Genomic DNA, 21,807 nt, shown 5'->3' with positions numbered 1-21,807 from the left:
TACCCAACGATAGAAGCAGCTTCAAAAGCGGCCATCAATCTCGGTATTAAATCGCTTGCTGAGTACAGAAAACGCAATCAGGAAGACCCTAGACTGCCTAGTACCCCCGATAGCTTTTACCGTGATGACTGGCAGGCGTATGGCACATGGTATGGATTTTTAGGTAACGACATTCCAGATTACTACCCAACGATAGAAGCTGCTTCAAAAGCGGCTATCAATCTCGGTATTAAATCGCATACTGAGTACAGAAATCGCTATAAGGAAGACCCTAGACTGCCTAGTAGCCCCTATAGATTTTACCGTGATGACTGGCAGGTGTATGGCACATGGTACGGATTTTTAGCACAATCAAAACCTTATTCTGATGCAGACATTAGCCTGGAATTTGAAGGTTGGAAAAATATATTTGACTCCTTTATGGAGAATTCGCAACGTGGGCTTTCAGCAAAAAAAAGAGTTTGTGTTGCCTTTATTTGCAAATTCATCATAGAAAACAGTAATCCATCAAAACCAGAGTTGTTCTTGCTGAGAACTACAAGGGTTAATAAAAATCATTACGAGGAGTTCTTGAATTATTTTGGTGATAAAGATAAGGCTAAATTTCACGTAATTGTTATTGAATTCCTTAATTATTGTCTTGAACAATTATGTAGTCTAGAGGATGACGATGAAGTAATAATTCATCCTGATTTTCATAACCCACTTAGCCGATTTCAAAGCCCTTTACTGGAAATTAAAGCTAATAAATTATCAGAATCTGACAAACCTCTTTTAGCTTATACCTATGTGGTTAAAGCAAAAGAATGGATTTTACCACCAGAATCAACAAACCTAAGTGATTTGAATCATTTACACGACTTAGTACCAGGTGATTGGTTTGACGTAGCCCCTTCGTTAATTGATAAAAATGATCCGGATTGTGTCTATAGATTTGTAGAGAAAGATCGCCGAGAAGGTAAGCATACAAGTGAATTCATAGGTACATATAACCAAAAAGTCTGTCAAATTTGGTGTCCTTCTCGTTTTATTGCCTTATATGCTTTATTGAGTGTTCCAGCTAGAGGGCAACAGATACTCTGGAACGATAGCGGTGAAGCAGATAAAAAAATTCCCGAAATTGTGAATGGTGAAGTCCAGTGGGTCAAGAATATAGGGCCATTAGCAGGGCAGACAAAAAAACAAGGTTTCCTAAAAGAATATTCAAGTAATGAGATGGGTTTACATTTTACTACCAATAAGACATCGCGTCAGGAGGGGGGCTACGACATACCTTGGGTTCCTGACAATTTTGATTATTGGTTGATTAAACTTAGAAATTGGCAGTCAAAATACAATGCTATTGAAAAGCCAACAAAATGGACTGAACTGGAGCTTAGAGTTCCTATTGGAAGTAGGATACTAGAACAACGAGGAGCGAATTGCTTTTTATTTAGAATGGGCAATAGTGAACAACCTCACCAGCAACCGATTTTTAGAAAAGCACTTGCGTATGTTCTGCATCAAATAGAAGACAAAGACAATCCATTAACCAATGTAGTGAACGAAAAAGTTAATTTGAGTTCTTACAAGTCGGACTATACACCTCACTCAATGCGCGTAAGCCTAATTACTGCATTTGTTGTTGATGCCAAAGTGCCTATTCACATTGTTCAAAAATTGGTTGGTCATGCACGACTCGTTATGACTATTTATTACACCAAGGTAGGTCATGCTGAAATTCGTGATGAATTGACTGCAGCACATAAACGAGCTTTGGCGAATGCGCCATTGAAAATTCAGCAACAAATTCGAAATAAACAATTTGAAGCAGTAAGAGGCTCATTGGTTCCGAACGATCGATTAGTTTTTAATAAATTACATGACGGTCATCCTGCTTCAGCATTTTCGTTCACAGATATAGGTATATGCCCTATGGGGGGAGGGAAATGTGAGCAGGGGGGCGAGGTTGAAAATGATGAAGTCAAAATAAAAAAATATCTACCAGTGGCCTCTGGTCATCTTGGTGAGAAAAATTGTATTCGTTGCCGTTTTTTTATCACAAGTCCCGCATTTTTAGGCGGTTTAACAGCTGTATTTAACGAAATTTCATTAAAGCAATTTTATATTAAACAAAAAGAAGAGAATCTAATTATTCATATTGAGTCATTAGAAGACGAGCGTTATGACGCTGAAAAAAAGGAGCAGGTATTTACTAAATCAATGGAGTTAGATAAAGCGGCATCAAACCTTGAAATGATAGCTAAAGAAACCAGTATGTATGCGACTGATACCGTGCATATTGCACGGCTTATTATGCAATGCTCCAACTTATTGAACCAGTCTCTTGAAACGGAGGACGATACAGGAACTATGTTAGTTGCTAATACGGAGTCCTCATCTATTGACTGGAGCATTGATGAAACTAATAGCGAGTTTCATCAGCTAAGCACAGTGTGTGAGAATGCAACTATTTTTACACTAAGTGATGCATCATTGGCCAACGCTAGGCGCTCTCAATTAATTGACAAGATGGCTTACCAAAATGGCATTCAGCCATGGTTGTGCATGCTCTCCCCTGAGCAGCAGCTAGAAGTGGGAAACCAAATGAGTGAGCTTTTAAAGAGTCGTTTAAAGTCATGGGGAAATGTTGAAAAACTGATGAGAGCAGAGATCCTTTTAAGTGATTTTAATGATGATAACCAGCTCACACCGCTTCATGATGAAGTAAAGAAGATCATACTTGGAAGCCAAGCGAGTCAACTGAATATTAACAAGCCTTTATTGGAGGATAAATGAGACATGAACCTAATGAACTTTGTGAAAAGCTAAAACAAAGTGCTACTCCAAAAATGGCAAAAACAATAGATCTCATTCATCAAATCTGTACTGAGCAGTCTGAACGTGGGTCCTGTGATTTTACAATAGCGACTATTGGGCGTTTAAGTGAATCTGTTAATGGTCCAAAGACACAAGCTATCAGAAATAAAACAGGTGAAAAATACCGAGCACTTATTCAATCATGGGCAGAATATAAAAAGCCATTAAAAGTTATCACAAGCAAAGTAAAAGAACAAAATGCATGGGTTAATGATATTGACGATGCTCGCATCAAATGGCTCGTAATGGATTTAATAGCACAAAATAGTAAGTTAACTGGGCAGCTTCAATTAGCAAAAGAACTATCAAATATTAATATTGATCTAAGGCCTGTAGCCAATATCGACGCAATAGAAAGTTCATCTCATCGATCTTCAACTAAGTCGAATTTACTCCCAACTGAAGTAGAAGCATTATCCCATTCTATTGAACCGGAGAGGTTTAAAAGAAATGGGTGGACAGTAGATAATCGAGGAAGAGTCAAAGGTAGTGATGGTAATACAATATTCAAAGCTGGTTTTGTCGATGCTATTGAAAAGATATTGGCTATATAAGACCTAAAATAGTAGACATTTTCTTGAACAAAATATTGTCCTAGAGCAACGGGCATAGGCAATCAATGCTAGTAAGTAGCAAGGTTAAACCTCGTTCTAAAATCTGACAAAGGTAGTTTATGTTAAAAACCGAAGATACGATCGCAAACTGGTACTTATACTATATGGGTCCAACTATTGATCTCCTGATCGTTTTTGCCGATTCCACAGAATCACAAATATCTAGTCAGATACAAAATTACCGAGAGAATAAACAGAATATTGTAATTGAGCATGATGGAATACCTGAAGCAGACTATATGGTAACAGAGTTTGCTGGCCTCACTAGCGATGCATGGGACTTAAAATCTGTTTTTTCAGAATACTACCCTAATCTACACCGACGTTCTGCCTTTTTAACTATAGTAGGCATTTTTGAGCATGAGTTTGATAAATTATGTACAAAGTGCTTTGAAGAATTTGATTTAGATAAAAGTCTTGAGGATACAAGTGGCAAAGGGTTAGAAAGAGCAATTAAGTACATGTCTAAAGAGGTGAAAGTCAAAATGCATAAGTCTACTCAAACTTGGCAGACAGTGCTCAAAATAGTTAAATTGAGGAATGCTATAATTCATCAAGATGGGAAGACTATCGACCATCAAGGTAACGAGATAGCAGCTATCATAGAGCACTGCAAAGCATTAGAAAGTCTGAGTATTGATGAAAATGACCAATTGGTTTTGCATGAAGGTTACTTGCGTTTTGTCTTAGATACATATCGCACTTATATTGAGTTGGTAAATAGATCTTTGATAGCGAAAAAGACTTAACTAATGATTTAAAGTGAGAACTATTTTTTGACGTTTTTGTTTTAAAACTGGCTTTGTGGCAGGTGTGTTAGTTTTAACTTCAACGCAGTTGGCTGTAATTTAAGCGGGCACGGCTTCACATTTGCCCGCCATACTTTTCTAGTTAAAACTAATGAATGAAAATCAAATCTCTCAGATGCTGATTTTAATCAATGCCACGACTAATTAGCTTGGAAATAAAGCTTACTATTCCTTGCTCTATGTTGCTGGCACTTCCATGAACTAAGTAGTTACGGATACCAAAGAAAGCACCAGTCAGAGCACAAGCAATGCCTACCCACTCAAACAAATGAATACGTCGAATAAACAGAGACTCAAATGCTTGAGTTAACAGACTCCCGTTAGCGTCAGCGATCTTGGATTCTAGATACGCTGGAATACCAAAATAAAAAAGCACAAAAAGTACAGCACCAAAACCTATTGCTCCCCACCAGGGCAGACGAGCTGAAATATATACAGAATCTTTAACTATCTGGGCTCCGCTTGAACCATTTCGATATCCTTTTCCCATCACCTATTCCTTAGTGTAAAAACTCCCATAACGACAACTATCGCAAATTTAATACATTAAACAAATTGCTTTTTGAACTAAGGCAACAGCTCCCTTACATCGCACTCCAATACTTCAGCTAACTGGTAGGCTTTTTCGAGGGTGATATTTACTTCACCGCGCTCGATTCGTCCTGCATAACTGCGATCAATCTCTGCTAGTAATGCCAATTTATCCTGAGAAATGCCGAGCGTTTTGCGTTTATTGCGCAATTTTGCGCCAAATCGGATAGCTAAGTCTTTCATTTTTCATCTCGTTAAAGATAAAGACTATCCAAAGTTGCGGCTTATAAAGCCACGGATTATAATCCGTATTTAGTTTGGCGCTCAGTACAAAGAGCTTAAGACAGTGAACCACTACCTCTTGCGAGAAAGTAATGTCAAAAATTTCAATGAAAATATGCACCAGGTTGCATACTATTCTCCAGGATGAGAGCTTTAACAATTTCCGTGTATCTCAATTGCGTGATGCATATTTAGCTACATCTTCTACGAATAAGGATCCTGTAGAGGTTCGCAAGTATGTGTACAGACAAATCTTGAGACTGGTTAAGAAAGGTTTATTGCTAAAAAAAGGAACGAAAAACTCTAAAAGAGTTACGTATCACAAGTCGAATTCTTTTCATGAAGCTAGTTTCATCACTGAAGGCTCAGAAAGAAAGGTTAATAAACCCGAGTTGATTAATGCAAGTACTCGTTTCGCTATCCCGCGGCTTGAAAAACGCCTTAAAGAATCTGAAGTTGATTTACTCACTAGCATAGGCGAGTCAGAAGAGTACATGCGGTTGTATCAATCCTTTCCTGAGATGAAAGCGCACCTTGAATCCCAGTATTTACAAGCCCGTGAAAACAGCTCAAAACTACTCGGACAAATCAAAGCGATTAAGTCAGTTCTCGCTCATCAGAAAAAGTAACCTTAATGCATCTAAGACAATGGCAATCAGAGTGCGTCAATCGCGCTCTAGAGCACTTTAGTGCCAAACATAAATACTTCCTTTGTTTGGCAACTCCAGGCGCTGGTAAAACGATTATGGCTTCAGAAGCCGCTGCTCAGCTACTTGAGCAAGACCTTATCGATTTTGTACTTTGCTTTTCACCTTCGATAAATATATCGCAGGGTATTAAGGATACTTTCTCGAAACAGCTGGAATGTCGTTTCGATGGCGTCATTGGTGCCGTTGGTTGCTCTTATACGTATCAAAGCATGCTGTCTTTCAAAGAAGATTTCTGGCAACTGTTAAAACAAAATCGGGTACTCGTGATATTTGACGAGATCCACCATTGTTCAGGCAGTTCTCTTGAAGATGCTAACGCCTGGGGGGAAGAGATTTTACTGAATATTCAAAGCCAAGCCGAATATACTTTAGCGTTAACTGGCACTCCGTGGCGCTCAGATCAAGCTCCTATAGCTTTATCTCGTTATACAGACCCAGACAATCAAATACAGTGTGATTATATCTACGGTTTAAGGGAAGCTGTTGCCGATGGTGTATGCCGAAGCCCAAAGATTGTCTTAATTGATAATGACGAAATCTCGGTTACTGACGAAGAAAATGAAACTAAGATGTTTAATAGCCTAGATGCTTTATTCAAAGGTTCGTTAGTTACTTACCAATCGATCATCAAAAATGATACAGCCATTCGGCATGCCTTAACGCTGGCGACTAACAAGCTCGATGACATAAGACTGCAAAACCCTAATGCTGCAGGACTTGTCGTTGCATCATCAATAGAGCATGCAGCATACATTCTGAATATGCTCAGAAATGAATATGCACAAACCGCCGAAATAGTTACCTATAAAGAAGAACAACCTTCGGATAAAATTAACGAATTCAGGAATAGCACAACGAACTGGATAGTCAGCGTAGGCATGATCAGCGAAGGCACTGATATACCGCGCTTGCAGGTGTGTTGCCACCTAAGCAGAGTTAAAACCGAACTCTATTTTAGGCAAGTACTCGGTAGGATATTACGAGTAAACAATGCTATCAATCAGGAGGCTTGGCTATATACTTTTGCAGTACCAAAGCTTGTAGAATTCGCAAATCGCATCGCTGAAGAAATACCTGATGTACCCGTCATATTCAGGGAGCCCGAATCTGTTTCAATCTCCGTAGAACAGAGCGAAAGTGAAAGATTAAAAGCAAGTTTTCCATCTCAAGATGGTCATACAGTTAGGCTTAGTACTCCACACATAACAGCACCAAACCACCCGTTAATAGCCGCTTCGAACAATCAAAATCTATCTTGGTCGGCGTCACCATCTTTTGAAATTTTAGGTGGCTTTAGAGAAAAGGTAGTATCTACTTTTAACTCCCCTTTTTGATGCTGAAATCTTATTTATGGTGTCACCACTTTTAATAGCAGGCTTGGTTTATGTGAGGGATGCTAAAATATTCTTTTGATTAAGAGAAAGCTATGTAACTCTCCCATAAAATCAAAAGTTTAGGAAGAATACCTATGAAGATCTAAACCAATTAGTTAGCAATTTTAATTGTTTTTCATTTATTTTTAAGTGAGCTCAATTTTTTAATATATTGAGGCAATAATACTAAGGATTTGTCGATTTCCTATACTCTGGTAAGCTCCTATTCAGATAGCTCATCCTTGAGCAAGTTCAACTTCACGCATAAATCATCAATATAATCACTCATAAATTCTGACAAACCTTGAACATCATTTTTTTCGATATCCAGCTCGTTGTTAGAACGAAAATTCATTTCTTCTTCGGCCCACGAAACTAGAAAGTTGTATATTTCCTGCTCTTCATTAGTTAGCACTGAAGCTGGTACTTGTTTATTCCTAGAAGACTTTAATCGTAAAAACTCAATAAAATTTAGCGCTCTATACAGATTTACAACCATCGAGAATGAATCTGCCGCCAAGGATTCGTACTTTCCAAGCCTATTTCTCTCCCATACATTAGCCTCAGGAGAAAGTATGCTCAAAGAATCGATAATTCCCTTGAATCTGGCTAATGGGTATGCGTATCCATTTAAGGAGCTTCTGTGTTCCCATATTTTTAAGATTAAATCAACGGTTTGCTGTTGGTATTTTTCTTTTTTCTCTGCGTTCTCCTCACGCTCAGCACGATCCATCATCTCGGCTAAATAGTGCGACATCCATTTTCCCAAGGTATCGCAACTATCGGAGAAACCCAGCTCAGTTGCCAGATGGTGTCCAAGTACCAACACATCCTTCAGTGGTAAGGATTTCCCCAGTTCTTCTGAGAAGATAGAGTCTTGAGTACCGTGCTTCTTTTTCGGACTTTTCGTTATACTCTGTAATTCCATTTCTAGTTACTCTTCGTGTTATTTCGACTTCAATGGTTAGATCAAAGCCAACTTTATCTAGATATTGCTTTAGGTGAAGTAGCGATATCTTCAAGCGGTGGCCATTGGAGATACAGTCTTCACCATATAAGTATTCTCTCTGTCGAGAGTCATCTCTTACATCACCCCATGCTTCATAATGAAATGCACGGTCCCCATTAGAGGAGTCAAGCCAGTTAACGGGATAACTATCCGAACGGCACAACCCCAGTATTTCAACGACATTTTCAGACGGCGTCGCTTCTATTAGGCGGACACCATGATTAAACACATCCTTTTCATCTAGACGTGCATCACCAGAGTGTTCATTGAGCCAACCACGTAGTAAAAATGGGCCATCATCAATCTCAAATTCATGACCAGCAGGTGGCAAACGGTAGTCATGGGAGTCGTCGGATGTTTGAAGCGATCTAACCAATGCAAGCCCGGTTTCTGGATTAACAAGGGCAGAGGATATTCTTACACTGGAACGATGATTACTGGTGCGAATATCATGATATGAATCGACAACTAAATTACCATCTTCAGAGCTTAAGCCAAGCTCCAACTCAAAATCATCGGCGGTTATTGTTGCCACCCAATCTTCTGCCTCGACAGTAGGGGGATAGTGAAAATGTGTTTCTAGTGGTGTTGGACTGCGAAGGTCACTTGACCACTGCGGTGGTTGAGTTAACCCGGCCCGGCTCAAAAAACCGTTTAATGTTCCATAGTCGTCATCATCATATTCAGGCTCAGCTAACGCTTTTTCTGCCATTAGAGAACCGAGGCTACACCACATGGCGTGCCACTCTAGGTAATAGCTATGAGGCTCTATCGTCGGCATGGAGCCGTGACTGTGGCTGTATAGGGAATAGTCAGCTCTTTCAAACTTATGTTTTCTTGGTTCTTTTTCCCATACTGACAGATCCGAACCATTACCCCACCGGTCAATAATCCAGGCTTCCGCCTCATCAAGAAACATTTCTTCGTTTACATCAGCAAAACATTCTATCGCGCTTGGGTATACATAGCTGAGGGTATCTAACGAATCAAAACTAAACCTTCTCTCTTTACCACCTTCGTGAAATCTTCCCCGAGAAACTCTACCTTTAGATTTTTCGGAAACTAATTCTGAAATATTGATAGCATGCAACGCAGCAATTTCCTGCTCATCAAATTCAATAAAACCATTTGAAAGAAGCTTCATTAAGCAGGATTTAGCAAAATGGCGTATCAATACATGTGGGAAGTCTTGGTCAGTGGCAATACTCAACAACCAGCGTGCGACAGGTGCGATGGCCTCGGGCACCTCGGATGCAATTCTATCAAATGTAACGATGAGCCAAAGACGCGCTGACAACCAATAGAAAGGTGCATTATCTTCACGATAGCCGGGCATGGATTTACGCTCATACAGAGTGGTTAACGTCACAATATTCTTAAAATCTCCCATTCTGGCAGACGCTCTAATACTATGTGCCGCTCGCCATCTCACCCTGGTATCCACATCACCTAAGAACGAGTAGAGTTGATATGCTAATGCTGATTCAGCTAAACACTCAGACTCAATTTTATTCGTTGGAAGTCGTAATCGTGTGGTTAGTCGCTGAACATAACGAGTTGTGACATCTGCAATTTGTTCCTCGCTGCAATAATCAGTCAGCAGCCTGATCACCGAATATAGCTTGGGTAAGGGCAAAGATTCAGCATTTTTTTCCAGGCCATCCAGCAGTAAGCTAACCGTGACTTCTTTATTTAAATTGAGGCTATGAATAACATCTTTCAGCATCAGTTTATCGTAGCCATAATTTTCACCATAAGAAAACTCGCCCAAATGATTAGCAATTAAGATTGGCAGGTTTTCCTCTTTCCAAGAAGATACGGCGTGAGATGACCCACTCCATAGGCTAATACAGTCAATTATCGTTTTAGCCCATGTATAGCTAAGATCATCAATTACTCGCTCATCAGTTAGGAAATTCAGAAAAGAAATACGATCTTTCGACTCCAAACGATTGCAAACAATCCTCAATATGTCATGGCTGGTAATATAAAAATCTTCACCGCTAGCTTCCTTTTTCTTGACGAGTATCGAGTTTATAAAGTCGTCAGGTGATTCAAAGGAAATTTCCGCAACATTTATACCGTCAAGGAACTCTTTCTCCGTTAAATTCCTAGTTGTCGAATCAAGCTTATCATTACTAGATTTTGTCTGAGTACTTACTTTGATTTGTGATTTAAATTTAATCAATTGATTAAGTGCTGAATGCCAATATTTACTACTATCGTTATATGGAACTAGCTCATTTAGCATCTGGCATACTTTGGAGCTACCGCTCCTGTTGAATCTCAATAACTCAGCTTTTGCGATTTCCTCTATCAGTTGACTGGCTTCTTGAACGCTTGTAACCGGCACCAGTTTAGTAACAAGCTCATCATTCAAATCATCACAGAAATTAAGCAAAGATGCAGCCTGCGCAGAGGTTATAGTTCCTTCGGTAACCCCCGTAGACATCAATGCAGGTAGGGTATCGCTGGCTTGAACTAAATCACAATCTTCCCAATACCCAATAAGTCTAATTGCTGTTGCTATATCTAATATAGCAACAGCAGAAATTGCATCGCCCCAAGGAAAATGTTCATACCCTTTAAGTAGAGTGCCGTATTCGATGATTATTGCCGACATTTGAGTCGCTATTTGTTGCGATTTTTGGGGTGAAAAGTGATTTTTGGCGTTTTTGGATAACGCTGAAAAAAGAGCCACATCATGCATAGCATCGACATCAACATCATTAGCGATATCAACTGCAATTTTAAAAACTTCTCTAGCTTCATCCTTATCCACAAAAAGCAATATTCTGGACAAATCTAGAAGAATGCTGATTTTTTCACTTGCTGCTGTTTTTAGATCTTTTACTTCAATTGAACGGTCGTAAATATCTTTAACAACTGTCGGCCTCAACTCCGGTATTTTTATCAGGTTTTCAATAACTTTACGCTGACCGGAAGAAAACACTGATGGCCATTGTTTAAACGCTCCCTTAGCTAGGGTTAGCACTGTGTTAGTATCGATACCAGGTACAACAGATAGCTTAGCTACAGATAAAGAGAGCTGACTACATATGGATTCAAAATAGTGCTCTCTGGATATTCTCCAGGAATTTGAAAACAAAGAGCCTAGTGCAGACTTAACTTTCTCTTCAGCATCTTTAGGCATGATATTGGACAGCAATATATCCGCTCTAACAGCATAAACAGATATTAAAGCTGACAGGTTTTCCTTTATCTCTTTGTGTTTTTTAGATAACTTTTGCTTCTGATTATTTTTTTCGGGCTCATCAAGATCATCAGATATAGCCGAATCAATCCAATAGGACTCTACTGTGACATCGAGACCACGATTACGTGTCAACAAAGAGTATGCTCTAAAAGCAACATCGTTTTTAAGAATGTTGTGTATGTAGATGTTATTGACTAAACGCCATTTATCAGGGCACAGATATTCAAGGATTGGCTCAACAGAGGACAAGTCCAGCCCATTGGCAGCCAAAATTTCACAGCCACTAAGTAGCATTTCCGTGTATCTGAAATCATCTGCATCTTCAGAGGTGTGCTGTTCCAGCTTTTTTAGATCGCAATACTTCAGTATTTCCTTGCTGCATAGTGACTTTTCAAAAGCTGCACAATTAATGTCATGACCGACAAGCGCTAAAGGTATGTTGAATAGTGATGACCAAGGCTCTGGAATACAGCCACTATCCAAAAATTCTTGAACAATGACAGACTTGCCCGATAGCAATAGGCGATCCACTAATCTGGACGCGATTTTGTAATGGAGGCTTTTCGGCTTCCAGCTACAAATGAACTCGTATGCTGCCTCGTATCCCTCCATATCCAGCACTGAATGCGCAACGGAGACAATATCTTCAAGCTCTAATGGCCATGCATCTATATGTTTGTATCGATGTTCGCTTTGTTCGAGTTTTTGTCGTTCAATATTCTCACTTCTTCGATTCATCCATTCACGAAAAATGCGTTTCTTTTCGCGGGCACCGATAAAGTCTCTGTCAGCTGCATCACGAGCAACAATATGCGATAAGAACCTACCATGGCATTCAAACGTTTTTGACGAGTAAAGTATATTTCGACCTACTGTATCAGACGCAAAATGGACGGATAAATCTGGGTTCTCAGCGATAATTTTCTCTACGGCATCATCTGTTTTTATCGCCTCAGCCCCAACCAATAAAGTAAATATCGCATCTGCTGGCTCGCCTGCTGAACGACATACTTTCATTGCGAGTTGTAATCGCTGACTTTGTACTTCCCTGCGAATTATCTGGTCTTTTATAGCTATTGGCGCTTCATTTTGCTCAATGATTTTTATGATTTCTTGGCCTTTCTCAGCTGAAAATAGTGCTGAAGCCAAGTGCATGGCGGAATATTCGTCACTTTGATGATTGGCACTGAAATGTGCAGCTGAACGCTTATAAGCTTCCAAAAGCTTTGGTTGCGCCTTTTCTCTAACAAAAAATTCAACATCCTCATCAAGAAACCCTACTTTATCTTCAAGAACACGCATTCCGGGAAGGTCAGAGACAATATCATTAATCCTTTCTATTGATATCCCCACAACACTAGCTAAATGTTGCTTTGGAACAGGTGCAGGTAGTGCTACTAACGATGAACAAACAAGAGACAAGACCTCAGAATTACCTTCCTTCAAAATCGCCTCTTCAAATCGAGCTTCAAAGATTTGATCCAACCCCTTTCCATTGGGTCTTAAAAATTCAATGGCTTTGCCCGGATCTGATTTTGCGTATTCGAATGCGTAACTTTGTACTCGTGGATTCCGATTAGATAAATTATGAAAATCCTCTATCCATGCCTTGGTTGCTCTGGGATATTGGTTAAGTATATTGAGTTCTGTTTCTTTCAATGAAAAGTTAGAAATTTCTACTGAATTGTATTTTTGCGGAATAGATAAGGAATCTAAACGTCCAGTTCTTGCAGAGATTATTAATCGAACATTAGTAGGCAGATTGCCTATTTTAATCAGTTCATGAACGAAGCTGATTTCTTCCGGTTTACACTGCTTTGCACCCGCTACAGAATTATCCGCCGCATCAATAACGACGACCAACAATGCATTACCTTCTTGCGCCTCTAAAACTTTGCTTGCACTTTCAACCCTTAACGAAAAGGCCTTGAGAAAATCAATGGAATAATCCTGACTAATTAACAAGGGTAATCGCAATCGAGCGGAGGTTTCATTGATTATTTGCAAGTAAGCATCTTTCGACCTATGCCGATATGCTTCACTATCCAGATAAGTACCAGCGCCATAACAGTCATATGTAACCATGACTGAGCCTTCAGGTAATAAGCATTCAACCTGTTTTAGTACGGTCGTCTTGCCACTACCGCCTTCGCCATGTAGGCAGATAAATTGATCACCATTAACCATTGCCGTTTGTATCGCAACAGCTACATTTCTGTTAATTGTATTTTCTACTGGCTTGAGTCTTGAAGGGCATGGAAATAAAGCAAGAGGATCAGACACATTCATCCATGTAAGCACTGTTTCTCTAGTGATATAACTTCCTGTAGCCTCCGGTAGCATAAGCTTGTGAATACGGTCTTTCAAGTCCAACACAAACCCTCGTTCAGCACTATGTGTTAGATTTAAAATTTCATTAATCGCGTTTTCTTCTTGCTCAAAGCGAGACCCCGTACCACAATCAGAGAAGTCAAAAAGCATAATGAATTTCTTGAAATTTCTCTTATTGAGGCCACTGGCAACTCTCAGTGTTTCATGTTTTTTGTTACTAGTATCGGAAAGTGATTTCTTAAGATCTGCACCAATAGGTCGATTACTGACTAGCCTGATTGTTAACGCACTGATACTGATCAGATCTGGTCTTTTTTTTAATATGGCACTAAATGAATCAGCAAGTCCTTTGATAATGCTGTTATTTGAAGACTTTGACTTGGAACTTGTTAAATCCGAAACAGTCCAGTTCTTTTCAGGTGTTGATGGCGAATACTTTAACTGCTCAATTATAACTTTTTCAGCTTTCTCTACGGTATAGCCACCATAAAATAAGCCACAATCGACAGAGTCCCATTCCGTTAACCCTATCTCATTTTGCTCATCAAGATTTACACCTTCAACAGTTACTGCTTCTAAGTTTGTATCTGGGGCTAGCAATTGTAATGCCAAACGAAGAGCCCACCACTCATGAAAATCATCGCCAGTGTTGGAGGCTCTGGCTCCTAAGAATTCTGGTTTCATATTCTGATAATTTCCTCGTTTAACAACTTTGGTTCTTCAATCGAATAACAGCTTATACAATAGCAATACGATAATGTCCTAGGGCACTCTATTTACACGCCAAAGATAACACCACTAAGTTATTGTTGTAAATGAGATATATTGAGGTGAGGTAAGTGGTGTTTATCATAGTGCCGTAGAATGAATATGTTTTTTACGGGGTTCATACTGCACGTATCCAAAGCCTTTAGATAAATTGATATATTGATAGCTCTTATATGTTATAAAAGTTTCAATGTGCGATAGCTTATTTGAGTATCCTTTGAGGTCTAGAACATCTAAATTTGGAGCCCGTTAGCTTCACCTGTACAGGAACCTGTGTCCCTGACAGCATATTAAAGCGCACCTAAAAAATTAGTGTCGGCTGCCAATATAGTTTAATCAGTTACAATAAAGTTTGTCACTTTTACCTGTCTAGAAACGAGTTGGTAGATCTATTCTGTCTTACTTTTGCCCCAAAACTTGTTTGAAATGGATATATCCCGAAGCTTAGCAGTTTGTATTTACCCTCAAAAACTAATATAACCTTCAATTGAGTGGCCAAATTATCTATACCACTACAGTAAAAGAAAAACTCTTGGTCTTACGAAATGAATAAACTTATGTTTCTGAAAAATTATGAATTTTATATTTTAGGAAGTTTACATGATGAACCCTAAAATTCTCGATCATCTACATTCCCGCTTTCGACGCGAAATGGTCATTGCCTCACAAGAGCCTTAATGATAAGTTATTAATATTACTAATAAATAAAATTGGAAATGGTTAGAGCTCGGTAAGATTCCCAAGGGGGATTATCAGAATTCCGGCTAATAAGCTGTTAAGTGCCAATTCAACATTTGAGATTTCATGGAAACAATAGCAAATAGATGGGCTGGAAGGCTCTATGGAACAAACACCGGAAACTTCTTTTTTGACGTATCTCAAGATGGCGACAAAATATCAGGAATGGTTCGAATTATGGATAGCGTTATGGGTGTATCTGTGTACAGCTATGTCGGTACTATCGGCGATGAGATCCTTATGGAATGCACCCCATTAGAAGAAATTGAAGGTGTCATACAAGGATCTGTTACTGTGCGAGGGCACCTAAATCCCAAAGGAAACTTTCGTGGAGACTGGGAAACGACACTTGGTACAGCAGGAACTTTTGATGCTTTTCCACATGACGTAAGTAAAAGTGATCAAGATTCAGCAGCTTCTGAGTTTGTACCAGAGCAAATACATAATAAGAGAATTCAGATCGGTTCGATTCGTTTATTTAACGAAGATATAAAACAACTAGTAGAGTTCATAAAAAGAGACTTTACTGAAGGGAAAGCAATTATAACCTGTAATATTCGAGGTAGTGAGGTTACTAAATATGCAAGTGACTTCCTTGCTAATCTCGAAGGAACAGAAGAACTGAATTATATAAAAATAGTAATTCAAGAACCAGAAGCTCATGGTATAAATCGGGTAGTAGTTGTAGAGCTTGTAGCTTCTGGCGAGAGTGAGATAAGAGTTTCAGGTATTAATGAATCCTGGGTTCTTGGTAAAGCTGAATCCATTGATCAATTACTAAAACCAAAACAAAACTTCCTAATAACCACCTACAGGAAATACGGGCTTAATTTAAATGGTGCTCTTTTCATTGCCATGCTCATAGCAATTCCTGAGATAGAAAAGTGGTATGAAAGAGCTGCTTTTATAGCTGTTGTTTTTGCACTCTTAAATGCATTGCTATTTATCCATAATAAGTTCATTCCCAACACAGCTATATATTTACAAAAACTTAAACCATCATTCATAGAGCGAACATGGCCAAGCATACTTTCCTGGGTTATTGCCGCAAGCAGTTCGCTCGCAGCTGCATATATATTCTCAATATTGACGTCGACCGGCACTTAACAAATCAATCAAGAGGGACACCTACAGTGCACCTTATTGGGGACGTTAGTTACCCTAACTTTATCTATTAACCTATCGAGTTTAGTAATGTCGAACAGCAGTAGCACAAAAAAATTGACTCCAGACGAGCATATATCAAAATTTAGAGGGAAAGAGGAAAAGGCACTTGATCAAGCTCTTGATATTCGCAAATTTGAGATAGATCTTTACTGGAAAAGAGCTACATACTTCTGGACATTTATTGCCGCAACTTTTGCTGGTTTCGTTGCAATTCAAGCTTCGACTTCAGAAACAAAAATTGACTTGTCTATTATCATTAGTTGTTTAGGTTTTGTTTTTTCTTTTGCGTGGTTTTGTGTAAATAGAGGGAGTAAATTTTGGCAAGAAAATTGGGAAAAACACGTAGATGTATTAGAAGATGATGTTACAGGTCCATTATATAAAGTCGTTCTATCAAGAAATCAAAATGGTACGTGTAAAGATAAAGCTGTTCACCTGTTAACCGGGCCTTCGAAGTTGTCAGTGTCAAAAATAAATCAGCTTATAAGTCTATATGTAACTCTGTTATGGGGGATATTAGTATTTTATTCCCTCCCAGAATTTGACTGTAACGCATCAGTTAGTTGGTTTTATATCTCAATCATTGGTTTGAGTCTTGTTACTTGTGGTCTCTTTCTTAAGCTAGGAAAGTCTTACTCTGGTGGTTATTATCATACGGCAGAATTACGAAGTTCAAGAGTAAAGCCGGGCAACTAAAAAGGCAATCAAGTGCGAATTAAAAAGCTTGGCTTAGTTCGCACACTAATTTTAGCAAAGCATTTCTAGCCGCTTTTTGCAGCGTTACCGCATACCTATTTGCTATTTCCTCTAATGAAATTCTTCACTCGAAAAGCTTTAACTCCAAAACGTTTTTGTGCATTTTCGAGTCACCGATTATTGTAGTGTCTGAGTGAATTTGGCCACTTAATTAGAGGTTTTGCAATACCCGAGGTAATCCTTTAAGTGCTAATTTAGCAAAATCACTGACTCATTCATGTCCAGAAACGGGTTAGGGCGACTAAATTATTTATTCCCCAAAGTGTTTTAACTCACCAGGTGGAGTAGTCTTCAGCTAATTACGTTTGCCATACATATGCTAATGGACAAACAAAATACAAGACCTGAACCCAATCTTCTTAAGGAAAACCTTATCTCACCACGGAGGGCTACAGTACTGTTACAGACTTCAACAAAGCCATAGTACCAACGAAATAACGCCAATTCCGGCTCAGCCTCTATACCTGAAAGGCCAATTACCTACCGTTCACTCTCCCCTCATCTCATTAACCAAATATCCTACTTGATACCGTCTTAGTACTACGCTAATGTCGGTCTATTCTAGTGACCTAAGCGGCTAATTTAAAAAGAAGAGATGTGGCATGATCAATGTGGTGTTAGATACAAACATTCTTTACAAAGAGGGGTTATCCTCAGTTCCTATGTTGAAGTTGCATCGGTTAGTATTATCTAAACACGTAAGAGTGTTTGTCCCTGAGTTAGTCAAGATGGAGTTCTTGAATAAAAAAATTTCAGAGTCCGGAACCAAACTAATATCGGCGAAAGATAGCGTTAAAGAAATCCTTTCTAAGAAAACCTTACAAGATCGAGACATTCACGGTGAAATTAGTACGATTCAGCATTCTTTAGAGCAACTAATGGAAACAATTGAAGGTGAGCTACGCTTAGATTTTGACGAGTGGGTGCGTAAATATAATGTTGAAATAGTTCCAATTCCTAATGACTGCACTCTAGACGTAATGATGGATTATTTTGCTGGCAAGAATGCTTTTCGCAAGCCACAAAATAAAGATGACTTCCCTGACTCGTTTATCGAAAAAACAATCAATAGCATCCATGCGAATGTAGGGGAACTAACTGCAATCCTAAACGACGGGATTTTATATAAGCACTTTGTAAGAGCCGGAAAATTACCCATTGCAAATTCTTTAGATTCATTTTTAAGCGAACAAAGAAATGTCGATAAATTTGCAGAACTAGATGCAAACATGGCCTTATTCAGAGTCAATGGTTTAGCTCGAGAATACTTTGGCTCTGAAGAATTTCAGAGATTGTTCTTAGAAAAATTACACACTGAATCAGAGTTTATAGAAGATATATTCTTAGATGAAGCTAATGTAGCCGTTATTGATACAGGTGGGCTTTATATTTTTGGTACATCAATATCTGGTTTTGACAACATTACTAACCTAGAAATTACAGAAGTAGAACTACTAAACCAGAATGAATATTCATTCGATTTTACATGTGAAGCTAAGGCTGAAATGTCTTATTGTGCTGAATACCAGTCGGCTCAGGAGCTTTTGGATGACCCCGTTCTCGATGTAGAGACTCACAGTACGAATGGTGAAGGCATCCATGACTTAACTCAGTCAGTTTCAGTTAGAATATATGGAACTTCCATTATTCGCATCGAAGGTGAAATGGATATAGAGAAAATACAGAGAGATAGTAGAACCCTTCATGTCATTGATAACCCAATAACGATAACCTTCGACTTTGACGATGTAGAAGTCGATATGTTCAAATAACAGATATCACTACGCGCTATTCATTATCAGTCCAGTGATTAACAAGCTTGGTAGGTGCATCATCATGTGCCTACCGTATTATGTTCTCTACCCCACAAAACTTACATCAGATCAAACTTGCCACAACCCCACCAACAAACAACGTTAGACCTCTCCCACAAAACAGATATCAGATAAAGGGGTCGGAGCGAATTAAAGATTTCAAATAAATTAAGATACTTTTTCGAATCAATGTCACCTTAATTCGATTCAATGTTCTGATCGTTTATGCCCCAAAGTGAGCTACTAACTATTGCCACTAGAAGAAAAATACTCAATGATAGGCATTGGGTATTTTCAAGTTAACTTGCCAATCCGAGGGTAAAAAAAAGAAGCCACAATAATACCCTCCTAAAGAAGACCGTGTTTGGTATACAACCGTAAATTAAGGAGGTACTTTGTTTGAAAAGGTAATATTGCGTAGGTCTGAAAATGGAGCTGCATTAACTGCAGGTGAATTAGCTGAAGCACTATTGTTTTATCAAAATGTGCATATTATTCTTGATTTTGGAAGCCTCACGGGTCTAATCCATCAAATAGGGATGCCGACATTATTATCTCTTTTGTCCAGGCCTAATATCTCTGCAGTTTATACCGAAGATATGCTCACTGTTATGCCTACAGTTATCAATGGTAGTCAGTATTACTCTTTTGAAGCTATGCAGATAGTTGGTAATGATAAGGTTGGAAACTTACCCACCCAAAAGAAAAGATTTGAGCATCTTTTAATGGTTCAAGGGAGATATGATAAAAAACAATCTAAAAGATATTTTGAAAGGTTCAGAGGGTATGTACCATTTAGAAAGCTAACTGATGATCACTATATAGAAGGTGGCATTCTAAGTGCTGCTAACATGGATTTGCTGGACAACGAATATTTAAAATCCGCTGTAAGATTAGGGTTGGAAGATAGGGTTGGTAGTTCAGCTACTCCTCCTGATTTTGATTTTGAAGTGTATCAAGAAGGTAAACAGTTTCACATAAATACAAATCTGAATTTTGAAAAACTATCACATATTCAAAGTGTTAAAGCAGGAATAAAGATGGGTTTTAACGAAACTAATCTGATGCTGGATATTTTAAACACAAGAAATGAATTAGTATTTGCTTCGCACTTTGGCGGAGAGTTTTATACATCAAATCTATCCTCCAGAATGATAGATTTAAAATGTTCTGGCTTATTAAAACGAATCAGTATTGAACAACAAAATATTTCAGATTTTTCACGCGTTGTAACCGCTGAAGCCCCGAGAATAAAAGATCTGATTAATTCTAAAGCTAAAACATTTGATGAGTTTCTATCTCTTCTTGATCGGTCTGCCAAATTTAAATCGTGGTTAGTCAATGTAAACCCAGATCAGGAAATAGTAGCAGAATATTTAAAAGCTGTTTCTTCTGAAGGTTGGGCACAATCTATACCAAGTAAGGTGCTTCGATACGTTTTTACTGGGGTTGTTGGGGCTATTGAGCCTATCACTGGTCATGCATTTTCTCTTGCTGATACATTCTTACTAGAAAAGTTAATTGGAGGGTGGAAACCCAACAGGTTTGTGGAAAAAAACCTCAGCTCATTTCTAGAGTTGACTGACGATATATGAGTATTCGTTACTCCAACTGATTTAAATATCGAGTAATAAATGCTACCGAGTGAAAGTGTAATAGGTTTAGCCAGAGTGAAATTTCACTAAAAAGTGATGAATAGTTAGGATCTAATTAGGGCTTTAGGGATAATCAAAATGCTTTTTCAAAAAATGGCAGGTTAATTAGGCCTAATGTTCTAACAAGCTTTTGTCCAAAAATAAGTTGGTTAGGCTCAAATATAACGGCCAGTTTCACATGGCACTACAACGTAGTATTCAAATTTATTTATTAGTAATAGTATACTAACCTTTTAATGTACTATTTTGGGTACTAATTTTTTTTACGTTAGTTACTGTAATTAAATAGATAATGTAAATTAAATCTCACTAGATATCTTATTTGGTATTCTTTTGGGGGTGATACCGATTACATGTACACCCAAGAGCAAAAAAAGTTTAGAGCAACTAAAATTGAGCAGATTGAGCAGGATATCTTAGCTGCTGCCGCGTCTGGTCATCCCATTTCTAGGGTGTTCTTGGCAGATGGTGATGCGATGACGTTGCCTTTTAAGCGATTAAAAGAAATATGCCAATTAATTAATACTCACTTACCTTCCGTGACGCGTATCAGTAGTTATTGCTTACCACGAAATTTGACCAATAAAACGGTCGAACAGTTGTCAGAACTGCGTGATATGGGGCTGTCATTGCTTTATGTAGGCTGTGAAAGTGGCGATGACGAAGTGCTCACTAAGATTAAAAAAGGTGAGGATTACGCAAGTTCCTTAATGGCGCTTGAAAAAATCAAGCAAGCGGGCATGAAGTCGTCGGTGATGATTTTAATGGGACTTGGCGGTAAACAATTATCGCAACAACATGCTAAAGCTTCAGCGAAATTAATGAATGCTGCCCAGCCTGATTATCTTTCGACTTTAGTGGTCACCTTACCCTTAGGCACTGAGAAAATGGATAGCGTGTTTGATGGTAAATTTGAATTACCTGATCAACTTGGGCTGTTGAATGAGATGCAAACATTATTATCAGAGCTTGATCTCACCAAGACCATTTTTAGATCCGATCACGCTTCTAATTATTTAGTGCTAAAAGGTGTACTTGGCAAGGATAAACAACAATTATTGAATCAAGTTTCTGATGCAATTACAGGGACAATTCCACTTCGCCAAGAATGGCAACGAGGCTTATAAGCAACAAGCGCCTTAAGCTATTTACCTAAGGCGCTTGATTCAAACTA

At 38.6% G+C, this 21,807-nt stretch carries 14 protein-coding genes; 10 read left to right on the top strand and 4 right to left on the bottom strand.

From position 1 onward, the window contains the following. The 3 genes from gmtZ to LMH66_RS19185 form a co-directional block, all read left to right on the top strand. Positions 1 to 2,778 (top strand): VPA1269 family protein (gene gmtZ, locus LMH66_RS19195; protein WP_229372369.1); only part of this gene is annotated, 2,778 nt, incomplete at its 5' end. Beyond that, the gene (gene gmtX / locus LMH66_RS19190) at positions 2,775 to 3,413 is read left to right on the top strand and encodes a gamma-mobile-trio protein GmtX (RefSeq protein WP_229372367.1); all 639 of its coding nucleotides are present in this window, start codon (positions 2,775 to 2,777) and stop codon (positions 3,411 to 3,413) included. The genes gmtZ and gmtX, both read left to right, overlap by 4 nt. A 119-nt stretch (positions 3,414 to 3,532) precedes the next feature. Beyond that, a complete protein-coding gene (locus tag LMH66_RS19185) occupies positions 3,533 to 4,222 on the top strand; it encodes a hypothetical protein (protein ID WP_229372365.1) in 690 nt (229 codons plus the stop codon). 184 nt (positions 4,223 to 4,406) lie between these two features. On the opposite strand, the gene LMH66_RS19180 is transcribed toward LMH66_RS19185, so the two are convergent. Both LMH66_RS19180 and LMH66_RS19175 read right to left on the bottom strand, forming a co-directional pair. Then, entirely contained in the window at positions 4,407 to 4,772 is a 366-nt protein-coding gene (locus LMH66_RS19180) for a hypothetical protein (protein WP_229372364.1), read from the bottom strand. Positions 4,773 to 4,849: 77 nt separating this feature from the next. Then, on the bottom strand, positions 4,850 to 5,056 hold the full coding sequence (locus tag LMH66_RS19175) for a helix-turn-helix domain-containing protein (protein ID WP_229372361.1): 207 nt from the start codon (positions 5,054 to 5,056) through the stop codon (positions 4,850 to 4,852). A gap of 131 nt (positions 5,057 to 5,187) precedes the next feature. On the opposite strand from LMH66_RS19175, the gene LMH66_RS19170 reads away from it, so the two are divergent. Together LMH66_RS19170 and LMH66_RS19165 are read left to right on the top strand one after the other, a co-directional pair. Then, a complete protein-coding gene (locus LMH66_RS19170; RefSeq protein WP_229372360.1) occupies positions 5,188 to 5,724 on the top strand; it encodes a response regulator in 537 nt (178 codons plus the stop codon). 5 nt (positions 5,725 to 5,729) lie between these two features. Then, on the top strand, positions 5,730 to 7,139 hold the full coding sequence (locus LMH66_RS19165; RefSeq protein ID WP_229372358.1) for a DEAD/DEAH box helicase: 1,410 nt from the start codon (positions 5,730 to 5,732) through the stop codon (positions 7,137 to 7,139). A 262-nt stretch (positions 7,140 to 7,401) separates the two neighbouring features. On the opposite strand, the gene LMH66_RS19160 is transcribed toward LMH66_RS19165, so the two are convergent. After that, entirely contained in the window at positions 7,402 to 7,935 is a 534-nt protein-coding gene (locus LMH66_RS19160; RefSeq protein ID WP_229372356.1) for a hypothetical protein, read from the bottom strand. Positions 7,936 to 7,975: 40 nt separating this feature from the next. Further along, positions 7,976 to 14,419 carry an ATP-binding protein gene (locus tag LMH66_RS19155; RefSeq protein WP_229372354.1) on the bottom strand — a complete coding sequence of 2,148 codons (6,444 nt, stop codon included), beginning with the start codon at positions 14,417 to 14,419 and terminating at the stop codon, positions 7,976 to 7,978. Positions 14,420 to 15,307: 888 nt separating this feature from the next. On the opposite strand from LMH66_RS19155, the gene LMH66_RS19150 reads away from it, so the two are divergent. From LMH66_RS19150 to LMH66_RS19130, 5 genes are all read left to right on the top strand, one after another. After that, positions 15,308 to 16,348, top strand: a complete 1,041-nt coding sequence (locus tag LMH66_RS19150) for a hypothetical protein (RefSeq protein WP_229372352.1) — start codon at positions 15,308 to 15,310, stop codon at positions 16,346 to 16,348. Between the two features lie 87 nt (positions 16,349 to 16,435). Beyond that, entirely contained in the window at positions 16,436 to 17,104 is a 669-nt protein-coding gene (locus LMH66_RS19145; protein WP_229372350.1) for a hypothetical protein, read from the top strand. 662 nt (positions 17,105 to 17,766) lie between these two features. Further along, the gene (locus LMH66_RS19140) at positions 17,767 to 18,936 is read left to right on the top strand and encodes a PIN domain-containing protein (RefSeq protein WP_267869225.1); all 1,170 of its coding nucleotides are present in this window, start codon (positions 17,767 to 17,769) and stop codon (positions 18,934 to 18,936) included. Between the two features lie 437 nt (positions 18,937 to 19,373). Then, on the top strand, positions 19,374 to 20,573 hold the full coding sequence (locus tag LMH66_RS19135; protein WP_229372348.1) for a hypothetical protein: 1,200 nt from the start codon (positions 19,374 to 19,376) through the stop codon (positions 20,571 to 20,573). Positions 20,574 to 20,986: 413 nt separating this feature from the next. Then, a complete protein-coding gene (locus LMH66_RS19130) occupies positions 20,987 to 21,760 on the top strand; it encodes a radical SAM protein (protein WP_229372346.1) in 774 nt (257 codons plus the stop codon). The last annotated feature ends 47 nt before the right edge of the window (positions 21,761 to 21,807 follow it).

Origin of the sequence: Shewanella sp. 10N.7, from assembly GCF_020806285.1 — a bacterium.
GTDB lineage: Bacteria > Pseudomonadota > Gammaproteobacteria > Enterobacterales > Shewanellaceae > Shewanella > Shewanella electrodiphila.
Note: the sequence above shows the minus strand (reverse complement) of the source record. Positions and strands in the feature narration are given on the sequence as shown.